Source organism: Variovorax sp. BGA-UO-ETr-C22, assembly GCF_059567965.1.
Genome location: NZ_JCAQPA010000006.1, coordinates 242,451 through 261,760, shown reverse-complemented (window position 1 = coordinate 261,760; position 19,310 = coordinate 242,451). Strand labels below are relative to the sequence as shown.

General features: G+C 69.8%; 13 protein-coding genes and 1 riboswitch. Of the genes, 3 read left to right on the top strand and 10 right to left on the bottom strand.

Going from position 1 to position 19,310, the window contains the following annotated elements; translation table 11 throughout:
- Nucleotides 1–199: 199 nt before the first annotated feature.
- The 7 genes from AC57B8_RS02745 to AC57B8_RS02715 form a co-directional block, all read right to left on the bottom strand.
- The gene (locus tag AC57B8_RS02745; protein WP_496478583.1) at nucleotides 200–1,258 is read right to left on the bottom strand and encodes a magnesium chelatase ATPase subunit I; all 1,059 of its coding nucleotides are present in this window, start codon (nucleotides 1,256–1,258) and stop codon (nucleotides 200–202) included.
- Nucleotides 1,255–5,067 (bottom strand): cobaltochelatase subunit CobN, encoded by a 3,813-nt coding sequence (cobN, locus tag AC57B8_RS02740; protein WP_496478582.1) that lies wholly within the window; start codon nucleotides 5,065–5,067, stop codon nucleotides 1,255–1,257. Before cobN ends, AC57B8_RS02745 begins: the two co-directional genes overlap by 4 nt.
- A 4-nt stretch (nucleotides 5,068–5,071) precedes the next feature.
- Nucleotides 5,072–6,136 (bottom strand): cobalamin biosynthesis protein CobW, encoded by a 1,065-nt coding sequence (gene cobW, locus AC57B8_RS02735; RefSeq protein WP_390343234.1) that lies wholly within the window; start codon nucleotides 6,134–6,136, stop codon nucleotides 5,072–5,074.
- A gap of 112 nt (nucleotides 6,137–6,248) precedes the next feature.
- A complete protein-coding gene (locus AC57B8_RS02730) occupies nucleotides 6,249–6,926 on the bottom strand; it encodes an energy-coupling factor ABC transporter permease (RefSeq protein WP_390343232.1) in 678 nt (225 codons plus the stop codon).
- Nucleotides 6,927–6,999: 73 nt separating this feature from the next.
- Entirely contained in the window at nucleotides 7,000–8,538 is a 1,539-nt protein-coding gene (locus tag AC57B8_RS02725) for a PepSY domain-containing protein (protein ID WP_492740852.1), read from the bottom strand.
- Between the two features lie 10 nt (nucleotides 8,539–8,548).
- Nucleotides 8,549–10,573, bottom strand: coding sequence for a TonB-dependent siderophore receptor (locus AC57B8_RS02720; RefSeq protein ID WP_492740853.1), 2,025 nt, complete (start codon nucleotides 10,571–10,573; stop codon nucleotides 8,549–8,551).
- Nucleotides 10,574–10,863: 290 nt separating this feature from the next.
- Nucleotides 10,864–11,146: riboswitch (cobalamin riboswitch) on the bottom strand.
- Nucleotides 11,147–11,227: 81 nt separating this feature from the next.
- Nucleotides 11,228–11,449 (bottom strand): hypothetical protein, encoded by a 222-nt coding sequence (locus tag AC57B8_RS02715; RefSeq protein ID WP_062480886.1) that lies wholly within the window; start codon nucleotides 11,447–11,449, stop codon nucleotides 11,228–11,230.
- 149 nt (nucleotides 11,450–11,598) lie between these two features.
- On the opposite strand from AC57B8_RS02715, the gene AC57B8_RS02710 reads away from it, so the two are divergent.
- Nucleotides 11,599–12,006 carry a hypothetical protein gene (locus AC57B8_RS02710; RefSeq protein ID WP_062480884.1) on the top strand — a complete coding sequence of 136 codons (408 nt, stop codon included), beginning with the start codon at nucleotides 11,599–11,601 and terminating at the stop codon, nucleotides 12,004–12,006.
- Here AC57B8_RS02710 and AC57B8_RS02705 read toward each other — a convergent pair.
- The gene (locus AC57B8_RS02705) at nucleotides 11,976–12,854 is read right to left on the bottom strand and encodes an EI24 domain-containing protein (protein ID WP_496478581.1); all 879 of its coding nucleotides are present in this window, start codon (nucleotides 12,852–12,854) and stop codon (nucleotides 11,976–11,978) included. The two genes, AC57B8_RS02710 and AC57B8_RS02705, sit on opposite strands and share 31 nt — an antisense overlap.
- 105 nt (nucleotides 12,855–12,959) lie before the next feature.
- Nucleotides 12,960–14,663 carry a cation:proton antiporter domain-containing protein gene (locus AC57B8_RS02700; RefSeq protein WP_095745794.1) on the bottom strand — a complete coding sequence of 568 codons (1,704 nt, stop codon included), beginning with the start codon at nucleotides 14,661–14,663 and terminating at the stop codon, nucleotides 12,960–12,962.
- A gap of 183 nt (nucleotides 14,664–14,846) precedes the next feature.
- On the opposite strand from AC57B8_RS02700, the gene katG reads away from it, so the two are divergent.
- Both katG and AC57B8_RS02690 read left to right on the top strand, forming a co-directional pair.
- Nucleotides 14,847–17,105 (top strand): catalase/peroxidase HPI, encoded by a 2,259-nt coding sequence (katG, locus tag AC57B8_RS02695; protein WP_496478580.1) that lies wholly within the window; start codon nucleotides 14,847–14,849, stop codon nucleotides 17,103–17,105.
- 116 nt (nucleotides 17,106–17,221) lie between these two features.
- Nucleotides 17,222–17,821: a tetratricopeptide repeat protein gene (locus AC57B8_RS02690; RefSeq protein ID WP_496478579.1), complete on the top strand. Its 600-nt coding sequence runs from the start codon at nucleotides 17,222–17,224 to the stop codon at nucleotides 17,819–17,821.
- A 64-nt stretch (nucleotides 17,822–17,885) separates the two neighbouring features.
- Here AC57B8_RS02690 and AC57B8_RS02685 read toward each other — a convergent pair whose 3' ends face one another.
- Complete coding sequence (locus AC57B8_RS02685) at nucleotides 17,886–19,229, bottom strand: dicarboxylate/amino acid:cation symporter (protein ID WP_062480874.1); 1,344 nt, start codon at nucleotides 19,227–19,229, stop codon at nucleotides 17,886–17,888.
- Nucleotides 19,230–19,310 lie beyond the last annotated feature (81 nt).

Here is a 19,310-nt window from a genome sequence, read left to right as displayed (position 1 = left end):
CAATGCAGCGCACCGCTGCGCGCCTCCTGCGGGCGGTGGCGCAGGTGCGCGGCCTGCAGCCGGTCCGCGCCACGGGCGACGAGCGTGCGCGGCCAGTCGAACGCCGTGCCGGACGCGGCGGCACCGTGCCAGGCGTCCCGTTGCGTGCCCTGCCTCCGGTCACCCTGGCGTGCGCCAGCGGGTGCGGCGTCCCGGAGGCTCAGGCTTTTTTTGGGGCGGCCTGGGACGCGGAGATCAGCGGGCGCAGCGGCTTCACGCGCTCGATGCCGACGGGCTCGGGCGGCATCGCGCCCCAGTCGCTGTCGCCGGCATCGCGCGCGGGCGCATCGCCCGGGTTGCGTTGAGGTGCGGGTGACGTCATGGGGGGCGTCACGGCTGCTTCGGCCGCTGGATGACGCCGGTGCAGCAGCACCGCCTCGGCCACGCGCTGCACATGGTCGCCGGTGATCGACGCCGCGCCTTCCCACGCCGCGAGCGCACGCGCCGAGCGCAGCATCACGAGGTCGGCGCGCAGGCCGTCCACGCCGGCCGCGATGCACAGCGCGCCGACGGCGTCGTGCACCGCATCGCCATACGGCAAGGCCGCCGCGTCCGCCACGCGCGCGCGCGCACGCACCAGCGCCGCCGCGAGTTCGGCTTCCTCCTTCGCATGCGCCGCACGAAAGCCTTGCGGATCGGCATCGAAGGCCAGCCGTGCACGCACGATGGCCTGGCGCTCGGCCGCGTCCTGCAGGTTGCGCAGCCGCACGCACAGACCGAAGCGGTCGAGCAGCTGCGGGCGCAGCGTGCCCTCTTCCGGGTTCATGGTGCCCACGAGCACGAAGCGCGCGGCATGCCGGTGCGAGATGCCGTCGCGCTCCACCACGTTGACGCCGCTGGCCGCCGCGTCGAGCAGCGAGTCGATGAGCGCGTCGGGCAGCAGGTTGATCTCGTCGACGTACAGCACGCCGCCGTGCGCGCGCGCCAGCAGGCCGGGCGCAAACTTCAGTTCGTGGCCAGCCAGTGCCTGCCCGAGGTCGAGCGTGCCCACGAGGCTTTCGAGGCTCGCGCCGAGCGGCAGCGTGACGAAGGGCGCGCCGGGCAGCAGCTCGGCGAGCGCGCGCGCGGCCGTGGTCTTGGCGGTGCCGCGCGGGCCTTCGATGAGCACGCCGCCCAGCGCGGGATCGACCGCGGCCAGCAAGAGCGCCCGGCGCAGTTGCGGCTGGCCGGCGATCGCGGCAAAGGGGAACGGCACCGGCATCGGGGCGGCTGTGGTCATCGGGGGCTTCCTTCCATCTGCTGCTCGTGGTCGAGCAGCAGGTTTTCCAATTGGTCCCGGTAGTCGCCGGGCGACTGCCAGAGACCGCGCTGCATGGCTTCGAGCAGGCGGTTGAGCATGTCCTGCAGCGCGCGCGGATTGTGCGCGTTCACGAAGTCGCGGGTGGCGGCGTCGAGCACGTAGGCGTCGGCCACCATCGCGTACTGGTGGTCGCCCACCACGCGCGCGGTGGCGTCGAAGCCGAACAGATAGTCGACCGTGGCGGCCATCTCGAAGGCGCCCTTGTAGCCGTGGCGCTTCACGCCGTCGATCCACTTGGGGTTGACCACGCGCGCGCGGATCACGCGGCTGATTTCTTCCTTCAGCGTGCGCACGCGCGGGGCCTGCGGGTTGCCGTGGTCGCCGTGGTACATCGCCGGCTGCTGCCCGCTCAGATGGCGCACAGCGGCGGCCATGCCGCCCTGGAACTGGTAGTAGTCGTTGGAGTCGAGCAGGTCGTGCTCGCGGCTGTCCTGGTTCTGCAGCACGACGTTCATGGCGCGCAGCCGGCGCACCAGCGCATCGCCCGCCGGCACGCCGTCGCTGCCCTGGCCGTAGGCATGGGCGCTGCCGCCGACGTAGGCCTTCGACAGGTCGTCGTCGCTCTGCCAGTCGCCATGGTCGAACAGCGGCTGCAGGCCCGAGCCGTAGCTGCCGGGCGCGGAACCGAACACGCGCCAGCCGGCCTGCGTGCGCGCCTCGCCGGGCGCCACGCCCTGCGCTTCGAGCGCCGCGGCCTCGCGCAGGATGCGGGCGCGGATCGGGTTGCGCTCGGCGTCTTCGTCTTCCTGCGCGGCCACGGCCTGCACGGCGGCGTCGAACATCTGCACGGCATTCGGAAAGGCGTCGCGGAAGAAGCCCGAGATGCGCAGCGTGACATCGATGCGCGGACGCCCGAGGCCCACGGTGGGCAGCACCTCGAAATCGACCACGCGCTGGCTGCCCGGCGCCCACTTGGGCCGCACGCCGATGAGCGCGAAGGCCTGCGCCAGGTCGTCGCCGCCGGTGCGCATGGTGGCCGTGCCCCAGACCGACAGGCCCAGCGCCACGGGGTAGTCGCCATGCTCCTGCAGGTGGCGTTCGACCAGCTGCGCAGCCGACTTGAGCCCGAGCATCCAGGCCGTGGGCGTGGGGATGGCGCGCGTGTCGACCGCGTAGAAGTTGCGCCCGGTCGGCAGCACGTCGGGCCGGCCGCGCGAAGGCGAGCCGCTGGGGCCCGGTGGCACGAAGCGGCCTTGCAGTGCGCGCGACAGCTGGCGCAGCTCTTCTGCGCCGCACGCATCGAGCGCGGGCGCGAGACGGTGCGCGATGCGGCCCATCACGGCGGCGGTATGCGGCAGATCGGGCGGACAAGCGTCCGCTTCGAGCAGCTGCTGCGCCAACAGCTCCAGCCGCTCGCGCGTGTCGCCCTGGTGGCGCCAGGCCTCGTCGCTCACGGCCGCCAGCAATGCCGGCCGCGCGCCCTGCCAGGGCTTTGCCGCGTCGATGTCGAGCGGGTCGAAGGCCTCGCCCGGCAGCAGGTCGGCTGCGAGCGCGCCGAGCAGCCCGGCGTTCTCGCCCGCGCCATCGGCGGCCGGGTAGCGCGCGAGCGCGAGCAGTGTGTCGCGCCGCAGCCGATCGCGCGGCGAATCGCCGAACACATGCAGGCCGTCGCGGATCTGGGTTTCTTTCAGCTCGCACAGGTACGCATCGACGCGCGCCAGCACGGCATCGTCTTCCGCGCCCGGCAGACCCAGCTCTTCGACCAGGTGCTGGGCGCGCACGGTCGCGAGGATCTGCGCACGCAGCACCTTGGCGCGGCGTGCGTCGACCAGCAGCGCGTCGTAGTACTCGTCGACCTGCCGCTCCAGGTCCTGCAGCGGGCCGTGGTTCTCGGCGCGCGTGAGCGGCGGCATCAGGTGGTCGACGATCACGGCCTGCGTGCGGCGCTTGGCCTGCGCGCCCTCGCCGGGGTCGTTGACGATGAAGGGATACACGTTGGGCAGCGGCCCGAGGATGGCATCGGGCCAGCAGGTGGCTGCGAGCGCCAGGCTCTTGCCCGGCAGCCATTCGAGGTTGCCGTGCTTGCCGACGTGGACGACCGCGTCGATGGCGAACACATCGCGCAGCCAGAAATAGAACGCGAGGTAGCTGTGCGGCGGCACCAGCTCGGCGTCGTGGTAGCTCGCGTAATCGGCCAGGCCCAGCGGGCCCAGTGCGCGCGCCGGCTGGATGCCGACGAACACACGGCCCAGCCGCAGCCCGGCGATCATGAAGCGGCCCTGGCGCAGCATCGGGTCGTGCTCGGGCGGGCCCCATTGCGCGTCGATGGCGGCGGCCATGCCCTCGGGCAGCGCCGCGAGGCGTGCGCGGTAGTCGGCGAGCGCGTAGCTCTGCCACGCGGGCCGCGCGGCCCATTGCGCGGGATCGTTGGCGATGCCCTCCTGCAGCGTGCGCATCAGCGCGTCGCCGTCCGCGGGCAGCGCATCGAGCGTGTAGCCCTCGGCCTGCATCGTGCGCAGGATGGCCATCACCGAGGCCGGCGTGTCCAACCCCACGCCGCTGCCGATGCGGCCTTCGCTGCCGGGATAGTTCGCGAGGATGAGCGCGACGCGCTTCTCGTCGGCGCGCAGGCGGCGCAGGCTGCACCAGCGGCGCGCGAGTTCGGCCACGAAGGCGATGCGGTCGGGCTCGGGCCGGTAGCCGACCACCTCGGTCTGCGTGAACTCGCAGCGGTGCGACAGGCCCTTGAAGCTCACGGCGCGCGTGACGATGCGCCCGTCCATCTCGGGCAGCGCGATCTGCATCGCGATGTCGCGTGGGCGCAGGCCCTGGCTGTCGGCCAGCCAGTCTTCGCGGTTGCCGCCGCTCACGATCACCTGCAGCACGGGGGCGTCGCCCGCGAGTGCCAGAGGCTCACCGCTTTCATCCGAAACGCCCTGCCCCAGCGCGGCGAAGGCGGTGGTGTTGAGCACCAGCTGCACGTCGTGCTCGGTGCACAGCGCGCGCAGTGCGGACAGGCACAGCGGGTCTTTCAGCGAATCGAGCGCCACAGGCAGCGGGTTCAGTCCTTGCGCATGCAGCGCGGCGGCCAGCGCATCGAAGGCCTCGGTGTTGCCCGACAGCAGGTGCGAGCGATAGAACACCAGCGCGACCACGGGGGCATTCGCATGCCAGCCGGCGCGCAGGTCGTCGATGCCCGCGACCGTGTGCGTCGCGTCCATGCCGCCCGGCACATGCAGCGCCACCTGCGGCAGGCTGCGCGGCGGCAAGGGCGCCTCGCCATGGCCCAGGCCGTGGAAGGCCACCGCGCGCAGGAACTGCGCCGCGTTGCCCGCGCCGCCCGAGCGCAGGTACTGCCACAGCTGCCGGCTCAGGCCGCGCGCCGCGGTGCCGCGCGCGAGCAGGTCCTCGTCTTCCTGCAGGTCGCCCGAGAACATCGCGAGCTGCTGGCCCTGGCGCTTCGCGAGCTTCTCGAGCTGCTGCAGTCCGTAGGCCCAGGCCGATTCGGCCCCCAGGTGATCGACCACCACCACGCGCGCATGCCGCAGCACCTCGTCGACGTACAGGTCGAGCGACGCGGGCTGGCGCAGGTGCATGAGGTTGGCCAGCCGCAGCGAGGGGTAGCCGGGGTCGGTGGCCGCCAGCGCCGTGCGCGCGGCGGCGAGCAGCGCGAGCGTGGTGTCGGCCGAGCTGAGCACCACGATGTCGCCCGGCGTCTGGTCGAGCCGGGTGACGACGCTCGGGTCGTCCTCGACGAAGCGGCCGGGCTGGGTGCTCAGCAGGTGCATGCGGTCAGGCGGGAACGGCCGCCACGCCTTCCAGTGCCTTGCGCAGCGCGCCTTCGTCCAGGTCTTCGCCGATGAACACGAGGCGCGTGCGCTGCGCCTCGCCGTCGCGCCAGCGGCGGTCGAAGTGGTGGTCGAAGCGACGGCCCACGCCCTGCACCAGCAGGCGCATCGGCTTGTGCGGCACGGCGACGAAGCCCTTCACGCGGTAGATGGTGTGCTGCTCGACCAGTGCGGCCAGCACGGCGATGAGACCGTCGCGGTCCACGGGCGGCAGCTCGATCACGAGCGAATCGAACTCGTCGTGGTCGTGGTCTTCCTCGTGGTCGTGGTGGCTCTCGCGCAGGTGGATGGTGCTTTCGGCGGCGCGGCCCTGGCCCAGCAGCAGCGCGAGCGGCAACTTGCCTTCGGTGGCGCCGACGATCTTCACCTCGGGCGGCAGTTCTTCGCGCACCAACGCCTCGACCTGCGCGCGCGCGGCGGCGTCCATGAGGTCGGTCTTGTTGAGCACCACGAGGTCGGCGGCCGAGAGCTGGTCTTCGAACAGCTCGTGCAGCGGCGATTCGTGGTCCAGGTTGGGGTCGGCGCGGCGCTGCACGTCGACCTGCGCGGGGTTCGCGGCGAACTGGCCCGCCGCGGCGGCGGGGCCGTCGACCACGGTGACCACCGAATCGACGGTGAAGATGTTCGCGATGTCGGGCCACTGGAAGGCCTGCACCAGCGGCTTGGGCAGCGCCAGGCCCGAGGTCTCGATGAGCACGGCGTCGATCTGGTCGCGCCGCTCGGCCAGCTGCAGCATCACGGGCAGGAACTCTTCCTGCACGGTGCAGCAGACACAGCCGTTGGCGAGTTCGTACAGCGCACCTTCACGCTCGTTGCCTTCATCGTCGCAGCCGATGCCGCAACCGCGCAGGATGTCGCCGTCGATGCCGAGTTCGCCGAACTCGTTGACCACCACCGCGATGCGGCGGCCCTCGGCATTGCCGAGGATGTGGCGCAGCAGCGTGGTCTTGCCGCTGCCGAGGAAGCCCGTGACGATGGTGACGGGGATCTTGGCGTTGCTTTGTGTCATGGAGTGAATGCTTTCAGGCGCGATGGCGCACGGGGAATCGGGCGCGCGGCGCGTGCGTGGCGCACGCGCCGGCGAACGGCACGCCCTCTTCAGGAGGGGCTGCCGGCGCGAATCAGACGGCGCTGTACAGGCGGCGCTCGACCAGGGCCGTGCCCTGCAGGCGGCGCCAGGCCTTGGCCGCGGCCAGCACGCCCAGGTCGACCAGCGGCTCGACCAGCACGACCGTCATGTAGGCCGCGCCGAAGCTGGCGATCTGGCTGAGGTTCTCCAGGCCCGTGCCACGGCCGTAGAGGGCCCAGAAGCCCACCCACACCACGATGCCGCCCTGGTAGGCCACCGACAGCTTGAAGGCCTGCTGGTAGCTGATGTCCACATAGGCCATGTTCGCGGGAATGATGCGGCGTGCCAGCGCGGCGGTCGCGAACAGCGGCACGAGCAAGGTCGTGACGTTCATGCCGTACTGCGGCAGGTCGGGCGGTGCGAAGAACAGGCTCTGGATGAGCAACCCGCCCGCCAGACCGATGGCCGCGGGCGCAAGCCCGAAGAGCAGCATCAGCGTGGTGCCCAGAATCAGGTGCACCTCGGACACGCCCACGGGATGGTGCGGGAACACCTCGAAGAAGCAGAACACGAGCATGATCGTGAAGGCGGAGCGCAGCAACAGGCCCACGGGGCCGTCCTTCAGCAAGGTGTCGAAGGCGACCTTGCCTGTGTAAGCCAGTGCAGCCGCCCCCGTGGCATAGCTGAGGAAGATCTTGGATCCGTCGACGAGTCCGGGTTCGATGTGCATCGCGCACCTCCTGAAATGCACCGAAGTGCGAAAGTTGATTGTTGGGGGATGGACTGGCTTGCGCAAGTCCCCGTCATGAAACCCGGGAGCCTTGCAGCCCCCGCTGAACAGGCGAAGGCTGTGGCTTGCGCCGCAGCCGTCGCCAGCCGATCACCACGCCGCTCGCCGAAGCGACGACGCCGATGACCGACAGGAACCACACCACCAGGTCCCAGACGGGCCGGTACTGGATGAGCCAGGGAAAGTCGAGGCTGTGCGCGGCGTTGAAGAGCCAGCGGCGCAGCCGCGCGTTGCGGTCGTTGCTGCCGGCCACCTGGCCGCTCGTCGGGTCGATGTAGAGCCAGCTGCGCGCGGCGTCGTCGAACTCGAGCCGCCACACGGGCAGCACGCGCGTGCGGTGGTGGCCGTACCAGTGGAAGTCTTCCTGCGTCTGCAGCGTGGCCTGCGTGATCGTTGCGCCGGGGCGCAGGCGGGCGGCGGCGCGCACGATGTCCTCGCGGGCGATAACGGCCGGGGCACCGGTGGCGGCATCGATCACACGCACGCGGGCCTGCGCATCGCGCAGTTGCAGCAGCGGCTTGCCATCGAACCCCATCAGCAGCGCCTCACGCGGTGCGCCGGCGCCCTCGCCTGCCGGCGCCACGGCCGGCGGCCAGGGGAACGGCGAGGCGCCGGTGCCCGTGTAGCGCGCCATCGCGGCCGCATCGGCGGGTGCGCGCTGGAACCAGCCATTGGGATTCATCGACAGCCAGCCGCTCACGATCCAGGTCAGCACGAAGAAGCCGCCGATGAGCCCCGCGATGTGATGCCAGGCCATCCATCCGGTGTACGGCGTGACAGCGCCGCTGCGAAAGCGCCGCCGCAGCCGGATGCGCAGGATGCCGATGACGATGCCCGTCACGGCCGAGACGATGCAGGCGGCCGACAGCCACACGACCACGTCGTGCCACAGCGGCGGGTCGGCGCGCAGCGGCGTGAAGTAGATCCAGTGCGGCACGGCGCCCAGCCAGTTCCAGAAGCGCTCGGCGCGCGTGGTGTCGCGCACCACCTCGCCGGTGCGCGAGGACACGTACAGCTCGGTGCCCGCCGCGTCGCCGACTTCGATGCGGTGCAGCGGGCGCAGCGGGTTCAGGCCCTGCGGCACGGTCCACTGGTCGCGCTCCAACGTCTCGGCCCAGCGTGCGCCAGGCTGTGCGGAGAAGTCGCGGGCGATGGCCTCGGCCTGCGCCGCATCGACCGATCCGAGCACACGGGCGTCGCGCGCGGACACGGCATGCCGCCCGCCGCGCGCATCGACGATGCGCCACACGGGCTGCGCGTCGGTGCCGGCCTGCATCTCCAGCGCCATGCGCCGGGGCGGCTGCGTGCGCACCGCGGGCGGCAGCGCCTCGAGCGCGGCAGACGGCGTGACCACCGCCTGTTCGAAGCGCACCGGGGCGAGCCCCGCGAGCCGCTCTTCGTCCGTGAGGTTCGGGTACCCCACGTACATCATGACCACACCCGAGACAAACCACATGACGAACAGCAGGCAGCCGCCGATGCCCAGCCATCGGTGCGTCCAGTACAGCGCCCGCCGCAGCGGGGGCCATGTGCGTTGCCATGCGGTGCTCATGCGGCCATGCTCAGAAAGTCACGAACGCCGACAGCTCGAACGAGCGCGGACGGCCCAGCAGCCACTGGTTACCGCCGTTCGAGAACGAGACCGGGTACCTGCGGTCGGCCAGGTTGTAGGCACGCAGCGCGAGCTTGAGCGACGGGTTCGCCTGCCAGCTCACGCCCGCATCGGCCACGGTGTAGGAGCCGATCCGCCGCGTGTTAGCCGCATCGACCTGCCGCGCGCCGACGTGGCGCACGCCCAGCTCGGCCTCCCACTGCGGCAGGAAGCGCCAGTGCAGCCACAGGTTGGCCGCCACCTCGGGCACGCCGGCCGGTGTGTTGCCCGCACGCGAGACCAGCGACTTGCCGACCGCCTCGTTGAAGTCGTCGTAGCGCGCGCGCAGCCGCGCGGCGTTGGCTTCGAGACGCAGCGTGGAAGTGAGCGCCAGGTCGAGCGTGGCCTCGATGCCTTCGGACGACTGCTTGCCGATCTGCTGCACGACGGTCGGATCGTTCGCGTCGCGCGACAGCAGCTTGGTCTTCTCGATGCGGTAGGCGGCCACGCTCCAGGCGCCGCGGCCCTCGGCCAGCTGGCGCTTGTAGCCGACCTCGACCTGCTTGCCGACGCTGAGCTCGAACGGCACCTGCGTGGCCGAGGTGCTGATGAGCCCCGTGAGCGGATCGGCCGCGCGCGCCACCTGCGCATAGAACGACTGCGCGGCGTCGGGCGCGTAGACCACGCCGAGGCGGCCGGTGGCGTACTCGAAGGTCTTGTCCAGGCGCGGGGCGCGGTTCTGCGGGTCGGTGCGCACGATCTTCGCGTGGTCCCAGCGCAGGCTGCCGACCACCGACCAGTGTTCGTTGAAGGCCAGCTTGTCTTCGGCGAAGAAGGCGTAGGTGCTGGTCTTGGTCTTGTAGCGCGGCAGGTAGGGCGTGGGCGAAGCGTAGTAGCCGGGGTTGAACACGAAGGCATCGACCACCGAGCGCCCGCCGTAGGGCGTGTCGCTCGAGTTCAGGAAGTCGATGCGGTTCACATCGAAGCCCACCAGCACCTGGTTCTTCAGGCCGAACAGCGCGTGCTTGAAGGTGGCGTCGGTGCGGTTGCCGATCTGTTCCTGGTCGTGGCCGATCTCCAGGTAGTCGCCGCGCGTCACGCGGTTCGTGGTGGCGCTGTAGGTGTAGGTTTCGCTGTCGCGCCAGTGGCGCTTGCTGTCCAGGCGATAGAGCTGGTTGCGCACGGTGACGGCGTCGTTGGGCGTCCACTGCGCATCGAGGCGGGTCCAGCGGTCGCGGTACTTGACCTCGGCGTCGTCGAGGTTGTAGTTCTGTTCGCGGTTCAGGCTGCTCAGGCGGCCGTTGATGAGCGGCACGCCGAAATAGCGCTGCGGCGTCTGGCGGCCCTCGTCGTGCGAGAGCGTGAACTGCAGCCGCGGCGACACGTCCAGCCGCACCGCGCCGCCCACAGCCAGGCTCTCGGCCTCGCCGCGCCGCATGAAGCCGTCGGTTTTCCGGTGGCTGATGTCGAAGCGGTACGAGAGCATGTCGTTGATCGCCCCGCCGCTGCCGAAGGCGACCTGGCGCGTGGCGTCGGAGCCGACGCTCACGAGCGCCTCGTTGCGAATCGGGCCGCGCGTGGGCTTCTTGGGCACCACGTTGATTGCGCCGCCGATGGCGCCTTCGCCGAACATCACCGAAGCGGCGCCGCGCAGCACCTCGATGCGGTCGGTCGACCAGGTGTCGAACGGGAAGGTGACGGTGCCCGCGCCCACGTACAGGCGCGTGCCGTCGTACAGCTGCATCACCGAGCCGTGGCCGTTGAAGCCGCGCGCCGACAGCGACGAGCCGCCGTTGCCCGGCGCGGGCGAGCCCGTGATGCCGGTGGCGCGGCTCGCGGCCTCGACCACCGACACGTCGCCGCGCGCGCGGATCGTGTCGCCGGTGAGCACCTCGATGCTGGCCGGCGTTTCGAGCGGCGTGAGGCCCAGACGGCTGCCGGTCTGCGTGGGCTCGTCCAGGGCCAGCGGCGTGTGGCGGCTGGCTTCGACCTGCACGGGGGTGAGGCTGGGGCGACCGGCCGTGTCGCCCGACTGGGCGAGAACTGGCCCGCAAGCGAGGCCGAGCCCCAGTGAAAGACCTGAAAGACCCGAAAGGCGCGCCCGTTGCAGGGGCGGGCCCGAGCGATCGCGCGGCGGCGATGCAATGCGATTCATCCGACTTCTCCTCCGGCCCGCGTCCCCGCAGGCTCCTGACCGATCGCGGACGCCGAGGGAGAAGAGACGAGGGGCGGTGCCGTTTCGCGCGAGGGAAAAGCGGCAGGCCCGGACACGCACTCCCGCAGCATCCGAAGGCGGTTGCGAAGGCCGGTATCCGGGCTCGCGGAGTGCGTCGGGATGCAATGCATGCACCTCGGCGCCGAAGCCCTCGCCTTCCCACGCCGAAGCGCAGTGGCTGCCCCAGCGAAAGATCGCCGGGGCCTGAGGGTGTCGATGTCCGCTGACCGTTGCGGGGGCAGCGCAGGAATGGAAGGGTCGTTCGAAAAAACGACGCCTCGCACCTGCTTCCCGTTTAACCCCGCCGCCAGTCCTGTGACTGGTCGTGCAGGGCACCTTCGAACCGTGGGGTGTTGGACGACACCGGTGTGAACCAATGTTTCCAACCGCCGGGATTATAGGGAGCGCCCTGCGGCGGCGCCCTTGCGGGCCCCGTCAGACGGGCTTGCCGTCGGGCCCGAACAGCCGCCGCAGCACCGCCACGCCGGCCACCAGCGCATTCGAATACGTGGCGTAGGGCTCGTGGGCGGCTTCGAGCGGCACGTACACATGGGTGGAGTCGCCGGGCGAGCCGTCCACGGCCTCCATCAGCACCCAGTAGAACTCCCCTTCTTCCAGTTCGTGGACGGTGAGTGCGATGTCTCTCGGCGAAGGCATGACGGTCAAAAATGAAACAGGGAATGAACTCGCCTCTGAACGGGCAAGGGGCCGGCGCGGTTGTCAGTACTAGGGCTTCTCCTACAGTGCATGGACGCCGCGCGGCCTAATGTTAGGGGTGGGGAGTTGCATCAGAACAAGGAGTCAGCATGAAACATTTCACGCTTGAACCCAACATGCGCGCCGCCTTCGGTGGCGCGTTCTACCCGACCGGTTACTCCCTGGTGATGTTTCCGAGCGTCGAAGATGCCAGCCGCATCGGCCACGGGCTGATCGCGAAAGGCATCGTGAGCGGCGACGAGGTCTACCTGATACCGGCCGAAACCGTCCTGGCGGAAATCGCGCCGACCGTGCATGCCTCGCACAGTCCCCTGCCCTCCGCCGGCACCGACGGCGACACGGTGCGCGCCTTCATCCAGCTGGCCCACGAAGGCCACACGGGCCTGCTGATCCGCACCAAGGACGGCGCCATCACCGAGCGCGTGATGGAACTGGTGCGTACCGTGCCCTACTCGATCGCCGAGCGCTATCGCACGCTGGTGATCGAGGACCTTTGAACGCCGGCCGAAGCGTCGGTCAAGGCGTCGGTGTCAGCCCGGCGCTGTGCCTCCATACCTCGGCAGCCGAGGTGGCAGGTGCCTGCGCCCAGCAAGGCGGGCAGCAGCAGATTCACCACCGGCACGAGCGCCAGCAGCAGGATCAGAACGCCGAACGCCACCATCGCACCGCGCTGGCGACGCACGACCTGCATGCGCTCCTCGCCGTTCGCAATGCCGGCGAGCGCGGGCGCCAGCAGGAAGCGCACGTTGAGATAGGCGAGCAGCAGGAACAGCAGCACGCCGTTGATCACCGGCACCAGCAGGCACAGCAGCATCCCCAGGCTCGCGCCCAGCCAGGGCCCCAGCCATCCGCGCACGCCGACCCACACGCCCGAGGACTCGGGCCGTGACTGCAGCAGCGCCGGGTAGCGCGCCTGCACGCGCTCGCGCACCGGGCCCAACACCACCCAGCGCAACGCCAGCCGGATGGTGGCGACGATGACGCCGACGTACATCACCACCAGCACCGCGACCGTGAGCAGCGCCGCATAGAGCAGCATCATCGCCAGCGCAGGGGCGATGCCCGCCATGCCCGCGATGCTCCCTCCACTGCCTCCCGTGCCGGGCAGCAGGCCGAGCACCGCCCCGCCCATCACGATGAAGACCGACACCACCCCGGCCGCCGTTCCGATCGGCTGGAAGTGGCGGTAGAGCACCCAGCTCCACACCGTGAAGACCAGCAGGCACAGGCCCGCGGAACGCAGCGCGATGCCGGGGCGCAGGCTGGAGCGGAAGGCCAGCGCGAGGCAGACCAGGGACTCGCGCACCGCGCCGAGCAACGAATGCCATCGGGCTTTCAGTGACATGGGATCAGAAAAAGGAGAAATCGATGAAATGTGCGGGCGCATGCCTTGGCCGAGGAACGGGCTCCTCGGCCGACGCGACCTGCAACAGGAGGAATCGACCGGCCCTCAGGCCGGCACCGCCATCGCGGCGGCGCGCTGCACCACATCGCGGGCCATGGCCTGGGCGAGTTCCTGTTCGCCCAGGAACACCTTCGCGTCGGTTTCGGCGGCCAGCAGGCGGGCTTCCTGCTCGTTGTGGCTGCGCACCACGGTCTGGATGGTGGGGTTCAGCGTGCGCGCGGTTTCGATCATCTGGCGCACGTTCATGGCGTCGGGCGTGGCCACCACGAGCACGCGGGCGCGCGCCACGTGCGCCTGGATCAGCACCGCCGGATCGGCCGCGTCGCCCCACACGGCCGGGATGCCGGCCTCGCGCAGCTTCTCGACCAGCTCGCGGTTCTGCTCGGCCACCACGTAGGGGATGTCGTTGGTCTCGAGCTCGGCGGCGATGCGCCGGCCCACCCGGCCGTAGCCGACCAGCACCACCTGGCGCGACAGGTACTTGGCCTCGGTGGTCATGGGCAGCTCGGCCAGCGGGTCGCTGCGCGCGTCGAGTTCGCGCGCGAACTTCGAATGCGCATGCAGCCATTTCTGCAGCGGCGCGATCAGGCTGAACCACAGCGGGTTGGTGGCGATGGAGATCAGCGCGCCCGCCAGCACCAGGCTCTGCCCTTCCACCGGCAGCAGGCCGAGCGACACGCCCAGCCCGGCCAGGATGAACGAGAACTCGCCGATCTGCGCCAGGCTCGCGCTCACCGTGAGCGCGGTGGCCAGCGGGTAGCGGAACACCAGCACCAGCGCACAGGCCGCGAGCGACTTGCCCAGCACGATCACCAGCACCACGGCCAGCACCTGCAGCGGGCGCTCCAGCAGCACCGAGGGGTCGAACAGCATGCCGACCGACACGAAGAACAGCACGGCAAAGGCATCGCGCAGCGGCAGCGACTCCTGCGCCGCGCGGTGGCTGAACTGCGACTCGCGCATCACCATGCCGGCGAAGAACGCACCCAGCGCGAACGACACGCCGAACAGCGCCGCCGAGGCAAACGCGATGCTCACGGCCGCCGCCACCACGCACAGCGTGAACAGCTCGCGCGAACCGGTGCGCGTGACCTGCCAGAGGATCCACGGGAACACGCGCCGCCCCACCACCAGCATCAGCACCACGAAGCCGCCGACCTGCAGCAAGGTGAGGCCCAGCGTCTGCCAGACGGGGTCGCCGCTGGTGTCGACCTTGGTGCTGCCCAGCGCGCCCGCCAGCGGCGGCAGCAGCACGAGCACCAGCACCATCGCGAGGTCTTCGACCACCAGCCAGCCCACCGCGATGCGGCCGGTGAAGGAATCGAGGATGCCCAGGCTCTCGAGCGCGCGCAGCAGCACCACCGTGCTCGCCACCGACAGCGCCAGCCCGAACACCAGCGCCGTACCCCAGCTCCAGCCCCACCACATGGCCAGCCCGCCGCCGAGCAGCGTGGCGACCGCGATCTGCGCGATGGCGCCGGGCAGCGCGATCTTGCGCACTGCGAGCAGGTCGGCCAGCGAAAAATGCAGGCCCACGCCGAACATCAGCAGCATCACGCCGATCTCGGCCAGCTGCGCGGCAATGCCCGCGTCGGCCACGAAGCCCGGCGTGAACGGGCCGATGATCACGCCCGCCAGGAGGTACCCCACCAGCGCCGGCAATCGCAGCCGCGCCGCGAGAAAGCCGAACACCAGCGCCAACCCCAGGCCGGCGGCAATCGTATTGATGAGGGAGACGCTGTGGGGCATCGGTCCATTTTGCAGGAACGGCCCCCAACCTTTGAAGCCCGCAGGCTTCTACGGGCCTGCGTCTACACCCCTACGGAAGCGACGCGAACTATCGTAGGCATAAAGCACTTCTATTCGCATCGACACCTTTCTCATCCAGAATTTGAGCGGTCCCCCCGTCCCCCCAACAACAGGAGCCTCCCCATGAGCAACGAGAAAACCGAAGCGAAGTGCCCGTTCAGCCAGGCCACCGGCGCCGGCACCACGAACCGCGACTGGTGGCCCGAGCAGCTGCGCCTGGACCTGCTGCACCAGCACTCCTCCAAATCCGATCCCCTGGGCGCCGGTTTCGACTACGCCAAGGCCTTCCAGAGCCTGGACCTCGCCGCGGTGAAGAAAGACCTCGCCGCGCTGATGACCGACTCGCAGGACTGGTGGCCGGCCGACTTCGGCCACTACGGCCCGCTCTTCATCCGCATGGCCTGGCACAGCGCCGGCACCTACCGCATCGGCGACGGCCGCGGCGGCGCGGGCCGCGGCCAGCAGCGCTTTGCGCCGCTCAACAGCTGGCCCGACAACGTGAGCCTGGACAAGGCGCGCCGCCTGCTGTGGCCGATCAAGCAGAAGTACGGCCAGAAGATTTCCTGGGCCGACCTGTTGATCCTCACCGGCAACGTCGCGCTCGAGACCATGGGCTTCAAGACCTTCGGCTTCGGCGGCGGCCGCCCCGACGTGTGGGAGCCCGACCAGGACGTGTACTGGGGCCGCGAGAAGACCTGGCTGGGCGGTGACGTGCGCTACGCACAGGGCTCGCCCGGCGTCGAGAAAGACCGCGGCGTGCTCGTGAAGGACGACGACAGCAAGGTGCCGCACAGCCGCAACCTCGAGAACCCGCTGGGCGCCGTGCAGATGGGCCTGATCTACGTGAACCCCGAGGGCCCGGACGGCAACCCCGACCCGATCGCCGCGGCCCACGACATCCGCGACACCTTCGCCCGCATGGCCATGAACGACGAGGAAACCGTGGCGCTCATCGCCGGCGGCCACACCTTCGGCAAGACGCACGGCGCGGGGCCAGCCTCGAACGTCGGCAAGGAACCCGAGGCCGCCGGCCTCGAGGACCAGGGCTTCGGCTGGAAGAACAGCTTCGGCACCGGCAAGGGCGGCGACACCATCACCAGCGGCCTCGAAGTGACGTGGACCACCACGCCCACGAAGTGGAGCAACAACTTCTTCGAGAACCTGTTCGGCTACGAATGGGAGCTGACCAAGAGCCCCGCCGGCGCGCACCAGTGGGTGGCCAAGGGCGGCGCCGGTGCCGGCACCATCCCCGACGCGCACGACGCCTCCAAGCGTCACGCGCCGACCATGCTCACGACCGACCTGTCGCTGCGCCTGGACCCGGCCTACGAAAAGATCTCGCGCCGCTTCCTGGCCAACCCCGACCAGCTCGCCGACGCCTTCGCGCGCGCCTGGTTCAAGCTCACGCACCGCGACATGGGCCCGCGCGCCCGCTACCTCGGACCCGAGGTGCCGGCCGAGGAGCTGATCTGGCAAGACCCGATCCCGGCCGTCGACCATCCGCTGGTAGACGCCAGCGACGTCGCGGCGCTGACGAAGAAGGTGCTGGCCTCGGGCCTCACGCCTGCGCAGCTGGTGTCGACGGCGTGGGCCTCGGCCTCCACCTTCCGCGGCTCCGACATGCGCGGCGGTGCCAACGGCGCCCGCGTGCGGCTGGCACCGCAGAAGGACTGGGCCGTCAACCAGCCCGCGCAGCTGGCCCAGGTGCTGAAGGTGCTCGAAGGCATCCAGAGCGAGTTCAACGCGGCGCAGACCGGCGGCAAGAAGATCTCGCTGGCCGACCTGATCGTGCTGGCCGGCGGCGCGGGCGTGGAACAGGCCGCGCGCAACGGCGGGCGTGAAGTGAAGGTGCCCTTCTCGCCGGGCCGTGCCGACGCCTCGCAGGAACAGACCGACGTGCCCTCGTTCGAGCCGCTGGAGCCCGCGGCCGACGGCTTCCGCAACTACCTGAAAGGCCGCTACAGCGTGTCCGGCGAGGCGCTGCTGATCGACAAGGCGCAGCTGCTCACGCTCACGGCGCCCGAGATGACGGTGCTGGTCGGCGGCCTGCGCGTGCTCGACACCAACGTCGGCCAGACGCGCCACGGCGTCTTCACGAAGACGCCCGGCACGCTGAGCAACGACTACTTCGTGAACCTGCTCGACATGGGCACGGAGTGGAAGGCCGTGTCGGACGCCAAGGAGGAATACGAAGGCCGCGACCGCAAGACCGGCACCCTCAAGTGGACCGGCACACGCGTCGACCTGGTGTTCGGCTCCAACGCGCAGCTGCGGGCCATCGCCGAGGTCTACGGCGCTTCCGACAGCCAGCAGAAGTTCATCGACGACTTCGTGGCCGCCTGGACCAAGGTGATGAACCTGGACCGGTTCGATCTCGCCTGAGGCGGGGTGCCTGCGGGTGCCTGTGCCGTCCGCGCCCCGGGGTTCAGTCCCCCGCGGGCGCGGACTCCCATGAACGAGGTATTCGGTTTTCAGGCCGGGGCACTAGATTCGGCCCCATGAAATTCGCGAAGGCATGGCTTGCCGCCGGCGTCGTCCTGGCGGCCTCGCAGTTCGGCGCGCTGTACGCGCAGGACGGCAACCCCGAATGGCGCGCGCTGCGCCAGGAACTCGTGCAACGCATCAACGCCAACCGCTACGACGTCGGCACGCTCGAGTTGGCGCAGCAGGTGCTGCAGACGGCGCAGCGCACGGGCGGGGCCGAGTCCGCTGACGCGGCCCTCAGCCTCGTGCTGCTGGCCCACGTCCACCAGCGACAGGGGCAGCTGACCCGGGCCGCGCAGTCGTACACGGCCGCGCTCGCCATCCAGGAAAAGACCGCCGGACCCGACAGCCCGATGGTGGCGTTCACGCTGAGCGCGCTGGCCGGCCTGCACTACCGCCGCGAGGCCTTCGACCAGGCCATTGCGCTGTACGAACGCGCCCTGGCGATCCACGAGAAGCAGCAGCGCCCCGACGCACACGCGGTGCTGTACAGCCGGCAAAACCTGGCCGCGGCCCATCGCGCCCAGGGCGCCTACGCCAAGGCCGCCCCGCTGTACGAACGCGAGCTCGACGCCAGGGCGCAGCCGCTGCTCGCGGTGGCCCTGGTGCACTGACGCGCACAGAAGCGCACCGAAACGCGCCGCCCCGCACCCAAACGCGCGGGGCGCCGCCTGCCAGCTACTGCGCCATCTTCGATTCGCGCGCGTTCACCAGCTCCTCGGGCTCCTGCGACTCGACCCAGCTCTCGTTGTTGAGCCCGGCCTGCAGCCGCTCGGTGTCCAGTTCGTTGGTCCACTTGGCGACCACGATGGTGGCCACGCCGTTGCCGATCAGGTTGGTGAGCGCGCGGGCTTCCGACATGAAGCGGTCGATGCCCAGGATGAGCGCCAGCCCCGCCACCGGCACATGCCCCACCGCCGACAGCGTGGCCGCCAGCACGATGAACCCGCTGCCCGTGACGCCGGCCGCCCCCTTCGAGGTGAGCAGCAGCACGGCCAGCAGCGTGATCTCCTGCGTGAGCGTCATGGGCGTGTTGGTGGCCTGTGCGATAAACACCGCCGCCATCGTCAGGTAGATCGAGGTGCCGTCCAGGTTGAACGAGTAGCCCGTGGGAATCACCAGCCCCACGCAGGTCTTGTGGGCGCCCAGGTTCTCCATCTTCTCCATCATGCGCGGCAGCACCGATTCGCTGGACGAGGTGCCCAGCACGATCAGCAGCTCTTCCTTGATGTACTTGATGAACTTCCAGATGCTGAAGCCGTGAAAGCGCGCAATGAGCCCCAGCACCACGAAGATGAACAGCAGGCAGGTCAGGTAGAAGGTGCCCATGAGCTTGCCCAGCGACAGCAGGCTGCCCAGCCCGTACTTGCCGATGGTGAAGGCCATCGCACCGAAGGCGCCGATGGGCGCGAGCTTCATGATGTAGTTGACGATCACGAACAGCACGTGCGAGCCCTTCTCGATCACGTCGAACACCAGCGTGCCGCGCCCGCCGAAGCGGTGCAGCGCAAAGCCGAACAGCACCGCGATGAGCAGCACCTGCAGGATCTCGCCCTTGGCGAAGGCATCGACCACGGTGGAGGGAATCACGTTGAGCAAAAAGTCGACCGTGCCGGTCATCTTGCCGGGGCCGGTGTAGGCCGCGATGGCCTTGGTGTCGAGCGTGGACGCGTCGATGTTCATGCCCGCGCCGGGCTTGAGCAGGTTCACCAGCACGAGGCCGACCACCAGCGCGATGCTGCTCACGATCTCGAAGTACAGGAGCGCCAGCCCGCCGGTCTTGCCGACCTTCTTCATGTCTTCCATGCCGGCGATGCCGACCACCACGGTGCAGAAGATGATCGGCGCGATGATCATCTTGATGAGCTTGATGAAGCCGTCGCCCAAGGGCTTCATCGACTCACCGAGCGAGGGGTAGAAGTACCCCAGCAGCACGCCGACGATCACCGCGGTGATCACCTGCACGTACAGGGAACGGTAAAGGGGGAGCTTCCTGGGTACTGTGCTTGTTGTATGTGCCATGACTGCCTCCTGAAAAGATGAAGGAAAACGCAGAAGAAAGGGTTCGTGCCGGGTTGCTTTCGATGGTTGAAGCCGTGTGTC

Bases quoted from the DNA above. Each gene is read 5' to 3' on its own strand.
- AC57B8_RS02745 (WP_496478583.1), bottom strand. From the start codon at position 1,258: ATGACCACAGCCGCCCCGATGCCGGTGCCGTTCCCCTTTGCCGCGATC.
- cobN (WP_496478582.1), bottom strand. From the start codon at position 5,067: ATGCACCTGCTGAGCACCCAGCCCGGCCGCTTCGTCGAGGACGACCCG.
- cobW (WP_390343234.1), bottom strand. From the start codon at position 6,136: ATGACACAAAGCAACGCCAAGATCCCCGTCACCATCGTCACGGGCTTC.
- AC57B8_RS02730 (WP_390343232.1), bottom strand. From the start codon at position 6,926: ATGCACATCGAACCCGGACTCGTCGACGGATCCAAGATCTTCCTCAGC.
- AC57B8_RS02725 (WP_492740852.1), bottom strand. From the start codon at position 8,538: ATGAGCACCGCATGGCAACGCACATGGCCCCCGCTGCGGCGGGCGCTG.
- AC57B8_RS02715 (WP_062480886.1), bottom strand. From the start codon at position 11,449: ATGCCTTCGCCGAGAGACATCGCACTCACCGTCCACGAACTGGAAGAA.
- AC57B8_RS02710 (WP_062480884.1), top strand. From the start codon at position 11,599: ATGAAACATTTCACGCTTGAACCCAACATGCGCGCCGCCTTCGGTGGC.
- AC57B8_RS02705 (WP_496478581.1), bottom strand. From the start codon at position 12,854: ATGTCACTGAAAGCCCGATGGCATTCGTTGCTCGGCGCGGTGCGCGAG.
- AC57B8_RS02700 (WP_095745794.1), bottom strand. From the start codon at position 14,663: ATGCCCCACAGCGTCTCCCTCATCAATACGATTGCCGCCGGCCTGGGG.
- katG (WP_496478580.1), top strand. From the start codon at position 14,847: ATGAGCAACGAGAAAACCGAAGCGAAGTGCCCGTTCAGCCAGGCCACC.
- AC57B8_RS02690 (WP_496478579.1), top strand. From the start codon at position 17,222: ATGAAATTCGCGAAGGCATGGCTTGCCGCCGGCGTCGTCCTGGCGGCC.
- AC57B8_RS02685 (WP_062480874.1), bottom strand. From the start codon at position 19,229: ATGGCACATACAACAAGCACAGTACCCAGGAAGCTCCCCCTTTACCGT.